This window comes from Campylobacter sp. RM5063 (genome assembly GCF_024723655.1).
GTDB lineage: Bacteria > Campylobacterota > Campylobacteria > Campylobacterales > Campylobacteraceae > Campylobacter_D > Campylobacter_D lari_D.
In genome coordinates, this window is sequence record NZ_JANQDA010000011.1 from 19,814 (window position 1) to 35,311 (window position 15,498).

At 29.8% G+C, this 15,498-nt stretch carries 21 protein-coding genes; 20 read left to right on the forward strand and 1 reads right to left on the reverse strand.

Annotated features, from left to right (window positions below; translation table 11 throughout):
- Positions 1-3 precede the first annotated feature (3 nt).
- The 20 genes from CAMP5063_RS05080 to recO all read left to right on the forward strand — a co-directional run bounded on the left by CAMP5063_RS05080 (position 4) and on the right by recO (position 15,168).
- Positions 4-855 (forward strand): ParB/RepB/Spo0J family partition protein, encoded by an 852-nt coding sequence (locus tag CAMP5063_RS05080; protein ID WP_263659714.1) that lies wholly within the window; start codon positions 4-6, stop codon positions 853-855.
- 63 nt (positions 856-918) lie between these two features.
- Positions 919-1,344, forward strand: a complete 426-nt coding sequence (locus CAMP5063_RS05085) for a FoF1 ATP synthase subunit B' (protein WP_133319671.1) — start codon at positions 919-921, stop codon at positions 1,342-1,344.
- 9 nt (positions 1,345-1,353) lie between these two features.
- The gene (locus tag CAMP5063_RS05090) at positions 1,354-1,866 is read left to right on the forward strand and encodes a F0F1 ATP synthase subunit B (protein ID WP_133319670.1); all 513 of its coding nucleotides are present in this window, start codon (positions 1,354-1,356) and stop codon (positions 1,864-1,866) included.
- Positions 1,866-2,387 (forward strand): F0F1 ATP synthase subunit delta, encoded by a 522-nt coding sequence (locus tag CAMP5063_RS05095; protein ID WP_133319669.1) that lies wholly within the window; start codon positions 1,866-1,868, stop codon positions 2,385-2,387. The genes CAMP5063_RS05090 and CAMP5063_RS05095 overlap by 1 nt, the downstream gene beginning before the upstream one ends.
- A gap of 9 nt (positions 2,388-2,396) precedes the next feature.
- The gene (gene atpA, locus CAMP5063_RS05100; RefSeq protein ID WP_133319668.1) at positions 2,397-3,902 is read left to right on the forward strand and encodes a F0F1 ATP synthase subunit alpha; all 1,506 of its coding nucleotides are present in this window, start codon (positions 2,397-2,399) and stop codon (positions 3,900-3,902) included.
- Positions 3,903-3,911: 9 nt separating this feature from the next.
- The gene (atpG, locus tag CAMP5063_RS05105) at positions 3,912-4,796 is read left to right on the forward strand and encodes an ATP synthase F1 subunit gamma (RefSeq protein ID WP_337194928.1); all 885 of its coding nucleotides are present in this window, start codon (positions 3,912-3,914) and stop codon (positions 4,794-4,796) included.
- Between the two features lie 14 nt (positions 4,797-4,810).
- On the forward strand, positions 4,811-6,208 hold the full coding sequence (atpD, locus tag CAMP5063_RS05110; protein ID WP_133319666.1) for a F0F1 ATP synthase subunit beta: 1,398 nt from the start codon (positions 4,811-4,813) through the stop codon (positions 6,206-6,208).
- Positions 6,209-6,210: 2 nt separating this feature from the next.
- Positions 6,211-6,603 (forward strand): ATP synthase F1 subunit epsilon, encoded by a 393-nt coding sequence (gene atpC / locus CAMP5063_RS05115; protein ID WP_133319665.1) that lies wholly within the window; start codon positions 6,211-6,213, stop codon positions 6,601-6,603.
- Entirely contained in the window at positions 6,603-7,163 is a 561-nt protein-coding gene (locus CAMP5063_RS05120; protein ID WP_220566504.1) for a MotA/TolQ/ExbB proton channel family protein, read from the forward strand. Before atpC ends, CAMP5063_RS05120 begins: the two co-directional genes overlap by 1 nt.
- Positions 7,164-7,553, forward strand: coding sequence for an ExbD/TolR family protein (locus CAMP5063_RS05125; RefSeq protein WP_133319663.1), 390 nt, complete (start codon positions 7,164-7,166; stop codon positions 7,551-7,553). It begins immediately after the preceding gene.
- Positions 7,554-7,556: 3 nt separating this feature from the next.
- Positions 7,557-8,333 (forward strand): TonB C-terminal domain-containing protein, encoded by a 777-nt coding sequence (locus tag CAMP5063_RS05130; protein WP_264283696.1) that lies wholly within the window; start codon positions 7,557-7,559, stop codon positions 8,331-8,333.
- The gene (tolB, locus tag CAMP5063_RS05135; RefSeq protein WP_337194929.1) at positions 8,333-9,532 is read left to right on the forward strand and encodes a Tol-Pal system protein TolB; all 1,200 of its coding nucleotides are present in this window, start codon (positions 8,333-8,335) and stop codon (positions 9,530-9,532) included. The genes CAMP5063_RS05130 and tolB overlap by 1 nt, the downstream gene beginning before the upstream one ends.
- A gap of 66 nt (positions 9,533-9,598) precedes the next feature.
- Complete coding sequence (pal, locus tag CAMP5063_RS05140) at positions 9,599-10,084, forward strand: peptidoglycan-associated lipoprotein Pal (protein ID WP_133319660.1); 486 nt, start codon at positions 9,599-9,601, stop codon at positions 10,082-10,084.
- Positions 10,085-10,095: 11 nt separating this feature from the next.
- Positions 10,096-11,088, forward strand: a complete 993-nt coding sequence (locus CAMP5063_RS05145) for a tetratricopeptide repeat protein (protein ID WP_337194930.1) — start codon at positions 10,096-10,098, stop codon at positions 11,086-11,088.
- A gap of 14 nt (positions 11,089-11,102) precedes the next feature.
- Positions 11,103-11,687 (forward strand): FKBP-type peptidyl-prolyl cis-trans isomerase, encoded by a 585-nt coding sequence (locus tag CAMP5063_RS05150; protein WP_263660726.1) that lies wholly within the window; start codon positions 11,103-11,105, stop codon positions 11,685-11,687.
- Positions 11,687-12,607, forward strand: a complete 921-nt coding sequence (gene fabD, locus CAMP5063_RS05155; protein WP_263665004.1) for an ACP S-malonyltransferase — start codon at positions 11,687-11,689, stop codon at positions 12,605-12,607. Before CAMP5063_RS05150 ends, fabD begins: the two co-directional genes overlap by 1 nt.
- Positions 12,604-13,290, forward strand: a complete 687-nt coding sequence (locus tag CAMP5063_RS05160) for a 5'-methylthioadenosine/adenosylhomocysteine nucleosidase (protein ID WP_337194931.1) — start codon at positions 12,604-12,606, stop codon at positions 13,288-13,290. The genes fabD and CAMP5063_RS05160 overlap by 4 nt, the downstream gene beginning before the upstream one ends.
- Positions 13,287-14,048, forward strand: coding sequence for an ATP-binding protein (locus tag CAMP5063_RS05165; RefSeq protein ID WP_039627820.1), 762 nt, complete (start codon positions 13,287-13,289; stop codon positions 14,046-14,048). Before CAMP5063_RS05160 ends, CAMP5063_RS05165 begins: the two co-directional genes overlap by 4 nt.
- The gene (locus tag CAMP5063_RS05170; protein WP_133319654.1) at positions 14,041-14,553 is read left to right on the forward strand and encodes a cysteine hydrolase family protein; all 513 of its coding nucleotides are present in this window, start codon (positions 14,041-14,043) and stop codon (positions 14,551-14,553) included. Before CAMP5063_RS05165 ends, CAMP5063_RS05170 begins: the two co-directional genes overlap by 8 nt.
- Positions 14,554-15,168, forward strand: coding sequence for a recombination protein RecO (gene recO / locus CAMP5063_RS05175; RefSeq protein ID WP_133319653.1), 615 nt, complete (start codon positions 14,554-14,556; stop codon positions 15,166-15,168).
- Here recO and CAMP5063_RS05180 read toward each other — a convergent pair.
- On the reverse strand, positions 15,152-15,472 hold the full coding sequence (locus CAMP5063_RS05180; RefSeq protein WP_039617382.1) for a hypothetical protein: 321 nt from the start codon (positions 15,470-15,472) through the stop codon (positions 15,152-15,154). The two genes, recO and CAMP5063_RS05180, sit on opposite strands and share 17 nt — an antisense overlap.
- Between the last annotated feature and the right edge of the window lie 26 nt (positions 15,473-15,498).

The following is a 15,498-nucleotide window of genomic DNA, read 5'->3' on the forward strand; positions in this document are numbered from 1 at the left end:
AAAATGGCAAAAAAAAGTGCATTAGGAAGAGGTTTAAGTAGTATTTTGGCTGATATTGATGAGGTTTATGAAAAAGAATTAGGATCAAAAGAAGGCAAAATAGAAGAAATTGATATAGATTTAATTAGTCCAAATCCTTATCAGCCAAGAAAAAATTTTGATACACAAGCTTTAGAAGAGCTTGCGGGGTCTATTAAAGAATATGGTTTAATTCAGCCTATTGTAGTTTTTAAAAAAGATGAATTTGATTATATTATAATAGCTGGCGAGAGAAGATTTAGAGCATGTAAGCTTTTAGAAAAAGAACAGATTAAAGCCGTAGTTTTAAATGTGGATGATATAAAATTACGCGAGCTTGCTTTGATTGAAAATATCCAAAGGGAAAATTTAAATCCTATAGAATTGGCACATTCTTATAAAGAATTATTGGAAATTCATGACATAACTCAAGAAAAATTAGCAGATCTTATTCACAAGTCAAGACCACAAATTGCTAATACCTTAAGACTTTTAAATTTAAATGAGCAAACGCAAAATTTCATTATAGAAGGTAAAATTTCACAAGGTCATGCAAAAGTTTTAGTAGGACTTGAAAAAGAAGAAGAAAAAATGATAGTTGATACTATCATAGGTCAAAAACTTAATGTAAGAGATACAGAAAAACTGATTAAAAATTTTAAAAATTCAAATAATTTAGAAAAAAATACAAATTTAAATAAGCAAAATCAATCTATATTAAATTTAAAAGAAAAAATAGAATCTTTTGGATTTAAGACAGTGGTGAAAGATTTAAAAATTATTGTTAATTTTTCTGACGAAAATGAGATTTTAAAATTTTTAAAAATACTAGATTAAATATGCTTTTAGGTATATTTTGGTATAATTGCGCGTTTTATTTAGATTTATTTAGGAGTATTAATGTTTAATGATGTACATTTTTCCATCATGATAGCTACTGGTGTCATTTTTTTGCTCATGATAGCAATTTTAAATTCTATACTCTATAAACCTTTGATTAAATTTATGGATTCTAGAGATTTGACCATTAAAAATGACGAAGAAAAAATGAAAAAAAATTCTGATGATGTTTCAAATGTAGAAAATGAGTTGGAAAAAATTCATATACAAACAAGAGATGAGATTAATCAAATCAAAGCAAAAGCAGTAGAAGAAGCTAAAATAAAACAAGAAAAAGAATTATCAATAAAGAAAAAAGAATTAGAAGAACAAATGCATGTTTTTCTAAAAAGTCTAAGAGAAAAAGAAAAAGAATTAAAAGAAGAGATGCGGTTAAAAATGCCAGAATTTAAGCAAAGCTTTAAAGATAGCTTGAGTAAAATTTAAGGAAGATAAATGTTGAAAAAAATTACATTATTATCGGTGCTTCCTTTTTATGCTTTTGCAGCAGGTAATGGAAGTGGCGAGTATGATATTATCCCAAGAGCAGTTAATTTTGTTTTGTTTGCTGCTATTTTATATTATTTTATAGCAACACCTTTAAAAAATTTTTACCACGGAAGAATTGCAAAAATTGCCTCTAGGATGAATGAAATACAAGAAAAACTTATTGCAAGCAAAAATCATAAATTAGAAATGATGAAAAAACTAGATTTAGCTAAACAAGAAGCAATTAATGCAGTTGCTCTTGCAAAAAAAGAAGCAGAAATCATTACAGATAAAATAGAAGCTGAAACAAAAATGGAGATTAAGGCTTTAGAAAAAACTTATGAAGAGCATAAAGAATATGAAATAAGAAGAATGGAAAAAGAAGTTGTGCAAGCGGTTTTAGAAGAAATTTTTGAAGATCAAAGTTTACAGCTTCAGCAAAAAGAAATTTTAAATATCATGATGAAAAAGGTGTCTTGATGGAAAGTGTGATTGCAAAAACCTATGCAAAAGCTATATTAGAAAGAAAAGATTTTGAAAATTTTTATTCAAATTTATTACAACTTAGTTCAGCTTTTGCTTCTGATAAATTTGTAAGTATTTTAAATGCTTATGAGCTTAAACAAGAAAAAAAATTAGATTTTATACTTTCTTTATTAGATAATCCAAGTGATGCTTTTAAAAATTTTATGAGCTTAGTTGTTGGTAACAATAGAGAGATGTTAATTCCAAGTATTACTAAAGAATTGAGTGAACAAAAAGCATTAAAAGAAAATGAATTTTTAGGGCAAGTTTATTCAAAAGAAAAATTAAGTGAAGAAGAAATTAAAAATTTAGAAGAAAAACTTAGTCTTAAATTCAACGCAAAGATTAGATTAGATAGTAAAATAAGTGATAATGACAGTGTAAAAATTAGCTTAGATGGACTTGGTTATGAAATTTCATTTTCAATGCAAAGCTTAAAAGCTAAAATGAATGAATATATATTAAAAGCAATTTAAGGAGACTTGATGAAATTTAAAGCAGATGAAATTAGTTCTATTATAAAAGAAAGAATTGAAAAATTTGATTTTAATCTTGAAATAGAAGAAACCGGTAAGATTATTTCAGTTGCTGATGGTGTTGCTAAGGTTTATGGTCTTAAAAATGCTATGGCCGGTGAGATGGTTGAATTTGAAAATGGCGAAAAGGGAATGGTGCTTAACCTTGAAGAATCAAGTGTTGGTATTGTTATTTTAGGAAAGGGACTTGGCTTAAAAGAAGGAAGTTCTGTAAAAAGATTAAAAAAACTTCTAAAGGTTCCAGTTGGTGATGCATTGATAGGCCGTGTTGTAAATGCTTTAGGTGAGCCAATTGATGCTAAAGGAGCGATTGAAACAAGTGAATATCGCTTTGTGGAAGAAAAAGCAAAAGGTATTATGGCTAGAAAAAGTGTTCATGAACCATTACATACGGGTATTAAAGCTATTGATGCTTTAGTTCCAATTGGTAGAGGACAAAGAGAGTTAATTATTGGTGATAGACAAACGGGTAAAACTACTGTTGCAATAGATACAATTATTAGTCAAAAAGGTAAAGATGTTATTTGTATTTATGTGGCAATTGGTCAAAAACAAAGCACAGTGGCTCAAGTAGTTAAAAAGCTTGAAGAATACGGTGCAATGGATTATAGTATAGTAGTAAATGCAGGTGCTTCAGATCCTGCTGCATTGCAATATCTTGCTCCATATACAGGTGTAACTATGGGTGAGTATTTTAGAGATAACTCAAGACATGCGTTGATTGTTTATGATGATTTGAGTAAGCATGCTGTTGCTTATCGTGAAATGTCTTTGATTTTGCGTCGTCCTCCGGGTCGTGAAGCTTATCCAGGGGATGTATTTTATTTACATTCAAGATTGCTTGAAAGAGCAAGTAAATTAAGTGATGAGCTTGGTGCAGGAAGTTTAACAGCATTACCTATTATTGAAACTCAAGCAGGGGATGTTTCAGCTTACATTCCAACCAATGTTATTTCAATTACTGATGGTCAAATTTTCTTAGAGACAGATTTGTTTAACTCAGGTATTCGTCCTGCGATTAATGTTGGTTTATCTGTATCTCGTGTTGGTGGTGCTGCACAAATTAAAGCAACAAAACAAGTTTCAGGTACTTTAAGACTTGACTTAGCTCAATATAGAGAATTGCAAGCTTTTGCGCAATTTGCAAGTGATTTAGATGAAGCAAGTAGAAAACAACTTGAGCGTGGACAAAGAATGGTTGAAGTTCTAAAGCAGCCTCCATATTCTCCGCTTTCAGCAGAGAATCAAGTTGTGATGATTTATGCAGGAACTAAAGGATATTTAGATGATATTGCAGTTTCAAAAATAGGAGAATTTGAAGCAGCCTTATATCCATTTATTGAAGCTAAATATCCAGAAATTTTTGAGCAAATTAGAACTAAAAAAGCTTTAGATAAAGATTTGGAAGAAAAATTAGCTAAAGCGTTGAGTGAGTTTAAAGCAAACCATATATAAGGTTTTTAAATGTCTAATTTAAAAGAAATAAAAAGAAAAATAAAAAGTGTCCATAATACACAAAAAACAACTAATGCAATGAAGCTTGTTTCTACTGCCAAATTAAGAAAGGCAGAAGAGGCAGCTAAAAAGTCAAAGATTTTTGCTCAAAAAATTGATGAAGTTTTATCTGAAATTGCTTTCAAGATTAATCAATACGAAGGTCTTGATGATAAACTTCCATTTTTTAGAAAAAAAGACAATATTGAAAAAATGGATATTATTTTCATTACTGCTGATAAAGGCTTGTGTGGCGGTTTTAACATTAAAACTATTAAAACAGTAAATGAAATGCTCGAAGATTGTAAAGCAAAAAAAATCAAGGTAAGATTAAGAGCTATTGGTAAAACAGGTATTGAGTATTTTAATTTTCAAAATATTGAAATTTTAGAAAAATATTTAGACACAAGCTCTAGCCCTGATTATGAAAAAGCTTGTGCTATTATTAAAAATGCAGTTGATGATTTTATAAATGAAGTTACAGATAAGGTTGTAATTGTACATAATGGCTATAAAAATATGATTTCACAAGAAATTTGTATTAATGAATTATTACCAGTGCAAGCTATTGCGAGCAAAGAAGAACAAGAGTCTCAATCTTTAATGGATTTAGAACCTGAAGATGAAGAAATTTTAAATGATTTATTAAAAACTTATTTTGAATATAATATGTATTTTTCTTTAGTTGATTCTTTGGCGGCTGAGCATAGTGCAAGAATGCAAGCTATGGATAATGCAACCAATAATGCAAAAGCTAGAGTTAAACAACTCAATTTAGCTTATAATAAAGCAAGACAAGAATCTATTACCACCGAATTGATAGAAATTATCAGTGGTGTTGAGTCAATGAAATAAATTTAGGAGTGATGATGCAAGGTTTTATTTCTCAAGTTTTAGGACCAGTGGTTGATGTTGAATTTAAAGAATATCTTCCACAAATTAACGAAGCTATAATCGTAAATTATGAATTAGAAGGAAAAGAATGCAAGCTAGTGCTTGAAGTAGCTGCGCATTTGGGTGATAATAAAGTAAGAACTATCGCTATGGATATGACTGATGGTCTTGTTAGGGGTTTAACGGCTGTTGCGACTGGAAACCCAATTAGCGTTCCAGTGGGCGAAAAAGTACTTGGAAGAATTTTCAATGTAACAGGTGATTTGATTGATGAGGGTGAAGAGATCAATTTTGATAAACATTGGTCAATCCATAGAGATCCACCTCCATTTGAAGAGCAAAGTACAAAAAGTGAAATTTTTGAAACAGGTATTAAGGTAGTTGATTTGTTAGCTCCTTATGCAAAAGGTGGCAAAGTAGGACTTTTTGGTGGTGCAGGTGTTGGTAAAACCGTTATTATTATGGAGTTAATCCACAATGTTGCATTCAAACATAGTGGTTATTCTGTTTTTGCAGGTGTTGGTGAAAGAACTCGCGAGGGTAATGATCTTTACAATGAAATGAAAGAAAGTAATGTTTTAGATAAAGTTGCATTATGTTATGGTCAAATGAATGAACCACCAGGAGCAAGAAATCGTATAGCTTTAACAGGTCTTACTATGGCTGAGTATTTTAGAGATGAAATGGGACTTGATGTGTTGATGTTTATTGATAATATCTTTAGATTTTCACAATCAGGTTCTGAAATGTCAGCACTTTTAGGAAGAATTCCTTCAGCCGTTGGCTATCAACCAACTTTAGCTAGCGAAATGGGTAAATTCCAAGAAAGAATTACTTCAACTAAAAAAGGTTCTATTACTTCAGTTCAAGCAGTTTATGTGCCAGCAGATGATTTAACAGACCCTGCTCCTGCAACTGTTTTTGCGCATTTGGATGCAACTACGGTTTTAAATAGATCAATTGCTGAAAAAGGTATTTATCCAGCTGTTGATCCGCTTGATTCTACTTCAAGAATGCTTGATCCACAAATTATTGGTGAAGAGCATTATAAAGTAGCTCGTGGAGTACAATCAGTACTTCAAAAATACAAAGATTTGCAAGATATTATTGCTATTTTAGGTATGGATGAATTGAGTGAAGAAGATAAATTGATCGTTGAAAGAGCAAGAAAAATTGAAAAATTCCTATCTCAACCATTCTTCGTTGCTGAAGTATTTACAGGAAGTCCTGGTAAATATATTAGTTTAGAAGATACAATAGCAGGTTTTAAAGGTATTTTAGAAGGAAAATATGACCATTTACCTGAAAATGCTTTCTATATGGTAGGTGGAATTGATGAAGTTATTGAAAAAGCAGAAAAACTTAAGGCTTAATAATGGATAATTTAATACATATAGAGGTGGTAACGCCTCTTGGTATGATTTACAATGATAATGTAAAATCTATTGTTCTTCCTGGAAGTGAAGGTGAATTTGGTGTTTTAAAAGGACATGCATCTTTAATTTCTTCTTTAAGGGCAGGGATTATAGATATAGAAAAATCAGATTCTACCCATGAGTTAGTTGCTATTGATTCAGGTCATGCAAAAGTTTCTGAAACGAAAGTAAGCGTTTTAGCAAAAGGTGCTGTGTGGGTTGGAGGAAATAGTGATAGTGAAATAGCAAAAAGATTAGCAGATGCAAAAGATTTAATCAAATCTATGAGTAGTGATAGTGTTGCTTTAGCTTCTACTTTTGCTAAGATGGATAATAATGTAAGGCAAAAATAGTGGATTTTCAATCAATTTTTCATTTTTTTGAAAATACAAGCTTAATTACTTATATTGTATTGGCTTGGCTTTCGGTGTATTTTATACTTAGTTTTAGCATTTTATTCTCAAGATTAATGCTTATTAATAAATGGATGCAAGATGAAAGTCAGGCTTTAGAAGCTTTGATGAGAGGAGAGAGGGATTTAAGCCAAAGTGCATCAATTTTAAAAAAATGTATTGAGATTGATGAAACTAAGATGAATATTTATAAAAATTCTGTTGAAAAAAAAGCCACAATTGGATTAACTTGGCTTAGTATTATTGCTTCAACCTCTCCTTTTATAGGTCTTTTTGGTACAGTTATTTCTATACTTGAAACTTTTGGTGGTTTAGAAATGCAAAATTCTTTGAGTATTATTGCGCCAAAAATTAGTGAAGCTTTGGTAGCTACAGGTTGTGGAATTTTAGTGGCAATTCCTGCATATAGTTTTCATTTGATTATCAAACGCAAAGCTTATGAACTAATTAATATTTTAGATAGTGAGATAAAAGTATTAGTAAGTTCAGCAAAGGTTTAATTGATGTTTTTAGAAGAAAAACCCGAACTAAATATTACACCTTTAGTGGATATTATGCTTGTATTGCTTGCTATTTTAATGGTAACAGCACCAAGTATTACATATGAAGAAAAAGTTCAACTTCCTCAAGGTTCACAAAAAACTTCAAGTGCTCCAAATATCAAAAGTTTAATTATAACAATTAATGCAAAAAAAGAAATTTTTATAGGAAAAGATAAATTTAATTTTTTAAGTTTTGCGGATAATATGAATGCATTAAAAGTGCAATATAATACTCAAGAAACAGTTTTCATTAGAGCGGATAAGAATTTAAAATATGATGATGTAATGAGTGTTTTAAGAACAATGAAGCATTTGGGTTTTCAAAAAGTTGCTTTGCAAACTGAGTAAAAAATGGAAGAAAATTCTACATATAATTTTAAAGCTTTTACTTATGCGATTTTAGTTTATTTTTTTGTTGTTTTTTTAGTATTTTTTAAGTTAGTCGAATATAAGCCAAAAGCTATTGAATATACTAATGATCCCAATAGTTTTATTAATATAGAACTTGGAGATAGTATAAATCAAAATCAAGTAAATATGATACAAGAGCTACAAAAGGAAAATTTGCAAAGTTTATTTGAAGAGAATCTTTTGCAAAAATACACTACAAATAAAAATGTTAATACTCAAAATGTAGAACAACAAGCTAGTGTTTTCAATGAGTTATTTGGCAAAATAGAAGACTATCAAGAAGAAAAAACTACAAAAGTACAATCTTCAATGCCATCGAAAAAACCTACTTTTACTCAAAGAGAAAAAATCAATGATTTTTCTAAGCAATTAAATGAAAATCTACAAATTAATCAAGAATTAGGACAATCTGTTATAGAACAAAAAATAGGAGTTTATGATCAATTTTTAGGTGCTGTTAGAAAACATCTTGAAGATAGATGGAGAATATACAATCCTAGTGGTAATTTAAGTATAGAAGTAGAATTTGTAATTGATAATAACGGATATTTTTATTTGTTAAGTACCACTAGTGCACATAGTGATAATTTTGATAAAAAGGCAAAAGAATTTTTACAAAATTTAGAAGGAAAATACATAACTTTACCTCCAAATGGTAAAATAATAAAAATTAAAATGAAACTTAGTGATATAATTGAGTTTAAAACGGAGAAGTGATGAGAAAAATATTAGCTTTTTTATTTTTTTGTTCAGTATTATTTGGGCAAGATGCGACAATATCTGTTGTAAATAAAGGTATGCAATTACCTAAAATTTATATTAAAGATCAATCAAGATTGAATGATTTAGATCTTAAAAAAAGCTTTTATAATATGCTTGTTAATGATATAAAAGTGAGTTCAAATTTTGAATTAACTCAAGATGAAAAACAAGGTGATTATATTTTTTCTTATGTTTTAAATAAAAATGGTAAGCTTTTGGATATTGATGTTGAAATTTTAGCTGCAAATGAAACAAAAACGAGATTTTATGAGCAAATTCTTTCCATTGAAGAATATCCATTTTTAGCACATAGAAGTGTCGCTCAAATGAATAGAAAATTAGGTTTTGCACCAGTTGATTGGATGGATCATAAAATTTTAATAGCTAGGACTCAAGGTAATAAGCAAAGTGATATTTTGTTAGCAGATTATACTTTAACTTATCAAAAGATATTAATATCAAAAGGTTTAAATTTATTTCCCAAATGGGCAAATAAAGAACAAGATGCATTTTATTTCACTGCTTATGAAGATGAAATTCCAACACTTTATAAATATAATATGAAAAATAAAAACATCATAAAAATCATTGCTAGTAAGGGTATGATGGTTGCTTCTGATGTTAGCGATGATGGTAAAAAAATTTTACTTACTATGGCGCCAAAAGATCAGCCAGATGTGTATTTGTATGATACAGATACAAAAGATTTAAAACAGATTACAAATTATACGGGTATTGATGTAAATGGTAACTTTGTAGATGATGATAAAAAAATCGTATTTGTATCAGATCGTTTAGGTTATCCAAATATTTTTATGCAAAATTTAGATTCTAATTTAACAGAACAAGTAGTTTTTCATGGTAAAAATAATTCTTCAGTTTCTACCTATAAACATTATATGGTTTATTCTAGCAGGGAGGTAAATCAAAGTGGGGTTTTTAATCTTTATTTAATGTCAACCCAGAGTGATTATATAAGACAACTCACTGCAAATGGTAAAAATCTTTTTCCAAGATTTTCAAGTGATGGAGAAAGTGTAGTATTTATTAAATATTTAGGTTCACAAAGTGCCTTAGGAGTCATTAGAATTAATGCAAATAGGGCTTTTCATTATGGTTTAAAGGTGGGTAAAATTCAATCAATTGATTGGTAAAATATCAAAATTGTATTTTTTTTGTTATAATTAAACATGATTTTTAAATAAAAAAGGGGAAAAGCAATGAAAAAAATCATTTTTGCTTCAATTACTGCGTTTGCTGTTATTGTAAGTGGTTGTGCTACAAAAAATACTAGTGTAAGCAGTTCAAGTAGTGTAGATGGATCAAAAGGTAGTGGTGGTTCTGATAGATTTGAAAATCTTGAATCTTTAAATTCTATTGCAAATGTGTATTTTGATTTTGATAAATTTAATGTTAGAAAAGATATGCAAAAAGTTGTTGCAGATAATGCTGAAATTTTCAACAAAGAAGCCGCGAATGCTGCAATTGTAGTTGAGGGAAACTGCGATGAATGGGGAACTGATGAATATAATCAAGCTTTAGGTTTAAAAAGAGCTAAAGCTGTTAAAGAATCTTTAGTAGCTCAAGGTGTTAGCGCAGATAGAATAAGCGTAAAAAGTTATGGAGAAACTAATCCTGTATGTACTGAAAGAACAAAAGCTTGTGATGCGCAAAATCGTCGTGCAGAATTTAAATTATCAAAATAAGTTTTAAATAAATGAAAATCAAATTATTATCAGTAGCTCTTTTAGGAGCTACTTTTTTATACGCTGAAATTTCAGCATTTGATGCAGGAAAAGTAGATACAAAAACACCTTATGGCTTAACTCAAAACGAAAAATTACAATACGAAAATCAAGAACGCTTAAAAGCTTTAAATGAATATTATACTAATTTGACTAGTAAGATCAATACTGCTGTAGAAAATATAGAAGGTTTACAAAGTGTAACTGAGGGTTTAAATGCTCAATATTCTAAAGCAAATACAAAATTACTTTCACTAGAAGAAAACTATCAAAATTTTGATGCAAATATCACAAAAGAAATTCAAAATTTAAGAGCTTATGTAGAAGAAAATAGGCAAATTCAAGAAAAAAATCACCAAGAAATTCAAAAAGTATTGAGCGAAATAACAACTTTGATCAATAAAATTAATGATGATTATGTTTCTAAAGAAGATATGAACCAAACCATAACTTTTTTTCAATCGGAAATAGCTAGAGTGCAAAATCAAACAAATAATATCCAAGTTGTTCCTATTGCTAGTGAAAGCAATAAAACCCAAGAAGTCATTAAAGAAGTAAATACGACTTTGGAAAAAGAAATTGTTCAAGCGAAAGATGATAGTTGGAAAAAACTGCAATCTAGCGAAATTTTAAAAAAAGCTATTGATGAAACCAATAAAAATCAATTTGATGATGCAAAAGAAAAATTTGAGCATTTAATTAGTATCCATTATAAACCTGCTAGATCTACTTTTTGGCTTGGAGAGATAAGATATAAACAAAAAGATTATGCAGGCGCTTTGGGATTTTACAAAAAAAGTTCTGCTATAAGCACCAAGGGTGATTATGTGCCAAAATTACTTTATCATACGGCTATTAGCTTAGATAAAGTTGGGGATCCAAAAAGTGCTAATAAATTTTACAAAGCTTTAAAGACAGCTTATCCTGATAGTCCTGAAGCAAAAGTTTCGCCAGATAGAAAATAAAAAAAGGAGATAAAATGGCTATAGAAAAAAATAGTGTAGTTTCAATGTTTTATGAGTTAAAAGATGCAAACACAAATGAAGTTTTAGAATCAAATATTTATGCTGAACCTATTTCTTTTATTTTAGGTAAGGGTCAAATTTTAGAAGGACTAGAAGAGGAAATTCAAAAACTTGATGCCCCATGTAATGCTGATATTGTGATAAAAAAAGAAAATGCTTTGGGTGAATATGATGCAAATGCATTGCAAACTTTACCAAAAGAACAATTTGCAGGGATTGATTTGCAAGTTGGTATGGAGCTTTTTGGCGAAGGCGAAGATGGTAATACAGTAAGAGTAATTGTTAGAGAAATTACTGAGAATGAAGTTACTATTGATTATAATCATGCTTACGCAGGAAAAGACTTGTTATTTTCAATTAATATTGTAGATGTTAGAGCTGCAAGTGAAGATGAAATTTTAACAGGAATTATTGCAGGTAGCAGAAGTTGTGGATGTGGTGGTGGAGGACATCATCATGATCATCATCACGGACATGGTGGTGGTGGATGTTGTGGTGGCCACGGACATGGTGGTGGCGGTTGCTGCGGTGGACACTAATGAATAGTGCATTTATTTTCCCAGGCCAAGGCTCTCAAAGTGTTGGTATGGGGCTTAGTTTTTATGAGAATTCACTTAAAGCAAGAGAATTATTAGATTGTGCAAGTGATTATTGTAAGATTGATTTTAAAAATTTGCTTTTTAAAGAAAATGAAAATTTAAATAAAAGTGAATTTACACAAATGGCCATAGTGTTAAACTCACTAATGGCTTATGAAGCTTTAAAAGAGCAAGCTAGTATAGAAGCTAAGTATAGTTTAGGCCATTCACTAGGAGAATTTAGTGCTTTAGCGACTCAAGGTGCATTTGACTTTTTAGATGTTATAGCACTTGTTAACAAGCGTGGCCAATTTATGCAGGAGGATTGCTCTAAAATCGAAGCTGGTATGATGGTGGTTTTAGGACTTGAAGATAAAGTAATAGAAGAACTTTGTCAAAAGGCATTAAGTGAGCAAAAAAGTATTTTTGCAGCTAATTATAATTGTGAAGGACAGATTGTAGTAGCGGGCTTAAAGCCTGATTTAGCTTCTTATGAGAGTGAGTTTAAGAATGCAGGAGCCAAAAGAGCTATGCTTTTGAATATGAGTGTTGCAAGCCATTGTCCATTATTAAAAAATGCGTCTTTAAAACTTACAAAAGAACTAGAGCTTGTGTTAAAAGATGATTTTAAAAGTGTAGTTTCAAATGTAAATGCAAAAATATATAGTGATAAAACTCAAGCTTTAACACTTTTAAGCGAGCAACTTATAAAGCCTGTTCTTTATAAACAAAGCATTAAAACAATAGACAATGAAGTGGATTTTTATATAGAATTTGGTGCGAGCGTGCTAAAGGGCTTAAATAAAAAAATCACTCAAAAAGAAACTTATGCTTTAAGTAAAATAGAAGATATTGATGAAATTCTAAAGGTGATTAAATGAAAATAGCTATTTTAGGAGCTATGCCCGAAGAGGTTACTCCTTTACTCGAAACATTAAAAGAATATCAAACAATTGAATATGCAAATAATACTTATTATATTGCAAAATACAAAAATCATGAATTAATCATCGCTTATTCTAAGATAGGGAAAGTAAATTCCACTCTTAGCGCGACTATTATGATAGAAAAATTTAAAGCTGAACTTATGCTTTTTACAGGAGTGGCTGGTGCTTTTAATCCTAGTTTGGAAATAGGGGATTTAATCTATGCTACAAAATTAGCTCAATATGATTTAGATATTACAGCTTTTGGACATCCGCTCGGTTATGTTCCTGGTAATGAAATTTTTATAAAAACAGACGATAAGCTTAATAATCTTGCCATAGAGGTTGCTAAAGAACTTGGTGTTAAATTACAATCAGGTATTATCGCTACGGGTGATGAATTTATTTGTGATGAGAATAAAAAAGCAAAAATTAGAGAAATTTTTAATGCAGATGCTTGTGAAATGGAAGGAGCTAGTGTGGCTTTGGTATGTGATGCTTTAAAAATTCCATGTTTGATTTTAAGATCAATGAGTGATAAGGCAGGTGAAAAAGCTGAATTTGACTTTGATGAGTTTGTAGAAAAATCCGCTAAAATTTCAGCTAATTTTGTTTTAAAAATTTGTGAGAAATTATGATAAATCTTAGCAAAAGACTAATCAGAGAAGTTGCAAAAGCAAATGCTAAGTTTTCCTTAATAGGAGATAATGATAAAGTTTTATTAGGACTTAGTGGCGGGAAAGACTCTCTAGCTCTAGCTCATCTTTTAAAGCGTATGCAAGCACATGCACCTTTTAAATTTGAACTTAAAGCAGTAACTTTAAGTTATGGCATGGGTGAAGATTACACCAAACTTCATAATCACTGCAAAGAACATGGTATTGACCATGAGGTTATTGATTCTAATATTTATGAAATTTCAGGTGATACCATTAGAAAAAATTCAAGCTTTTGTAGCTATTTTTCAAGAATGAGACGTGGTGCTTTATATACTTACGCCTTAGAAAATGGTTTTAATAAATTAGCCATAGCTCATCATTTAGATGATGCAGTAGAGAGTTTTTTTATGAATTTCATTTATAATGGTGCTCTTAGAAGTTTAGCGCCAAAATATAAAAGTAAAAGAGGTGTAGAAGTCATCCGTCCTTTGATTTTTGTAAGAGAAAGACAATTAAGGGAAAATGCTATTAATAATGAATTAGAAGTAATTGGTAATGAATTTTGTCCTGGTATGAAATTAAGTGAAAAAAATGTAAAATTTCCTCATGCTAGAGAAGAAGCTAAACAGCTTTTAGCAAATTTAGAAAAAGAAAATCCAAAATTATTTACGAGCTTAAAAACTGCATTTGAAAATATCCACACGGATAGTTTTTTCATGGTTAAGGATAATGACTAAACTTTTAATTATAGTTGATTATCAAAATGATTTTATCGATGGTAGCTTAGGTTTTGAAAAAGCTACCAAGATAAAAGATAATATTCTTACTCTTTTAAAAAATCATCAAGGTGATGTTGTTTTTACTTTTGATACGCATGATGAGAATTATTTAAAAACCCAAGAAGGAAAAAAACTGCCTATTTATCATTGTATTAAAGATACTTTTGGTTGGCAAATGCCAAGTGATTTTAATGTGTATTTAAAAAATGCAAAAAAAATCTTTTATAAGAATGCTTTTGGTAGTTTAGAATTGGCTAATTTTTTAAAACAAAATCATTATGAAAGTATAGAATTTTGTGGTTTGGTTTCGCATATTTGTGTATTTAGTAATATTATTTTAGCTCAAAGCGCCACGCCTAATTCTAAAATTATTTTACATAAAAACGCTACTGCAAGTTTTAATGAATCTTTAGAAAATAGTGCTTATGAAATTTTACAAGCTTATGGCATAGAGCTTTTATAGATGCAAGGCTTTATTTTGCACACTCAGAGCGTAAAAGATGAGGATTTGATTGTTTATCTTTTAAGCGCCAAAAAAGTTATTAAAAGTTATAGATTTTACGGAATGAGACATTCTAATATTCTAAATGGATATAAGATTGATTTTGAACTTGAGGAAAGTTCAAGATTTTTACCGCGCTTAAAAGATGTTTTACACATTGGATTTTCTTGGGTTTTAGATAGAGAAAAAATGTTTTTTTGGCAAGAATTTATCAGGCTTTTTTATTGGCATTTAAAAGATGTTGAGGAGATTGATAGTTTTTATTTTGAGCTTTTAGAAGATTGTGCTAAGCGTTTTGAAAAACAAGATTGCAAGCGTGTGATTGTGGATGCTTATTTAAAGATTCTAAGCTTTGAAGGACGCTTGCATAAGGATTTTATTTGCTTTTTATGTGATGAGTGTATAAAAGAAGATGTTGTATTGATAAGGGCTTTTTTGCCTGCGCATAAAAAATGTGCTTTTGGCTATGAGTTTAAAGCTAAAGATCTTGTGAGGTTTTATGAAAATTTTAATTCATCGCATTTTAGCGATGAATATATTGATAATTTATATAAAATCATTAAAGAGGGTTTTTAAGAGTAATATCATACATCATAATAGCCTCTTGTCTTAATTTTGCGATGATATTTGCACTATCAATATGTGTATTTTTTATAATAGCTTCCTTGCTATTTTTAATATCTTCAAGCAAATTTCCAAGTTGTTTTTGGGAGCTTTGTAAGCAAGTGCTTATACATTTTGGTTGTGTTTGTTGTAAAACTTGCTCGAAATTTAAACTTTGATTGTTAAGCTTTGAAGCATGTGCTGCTAGATTATTTGCACTTGTTCTAATGCCACCTAATGCTTTGTAAATCCCTTTTGAATTGATATGAGCTGCCATGAACCTTCCTTGTTTTATGGTATCTC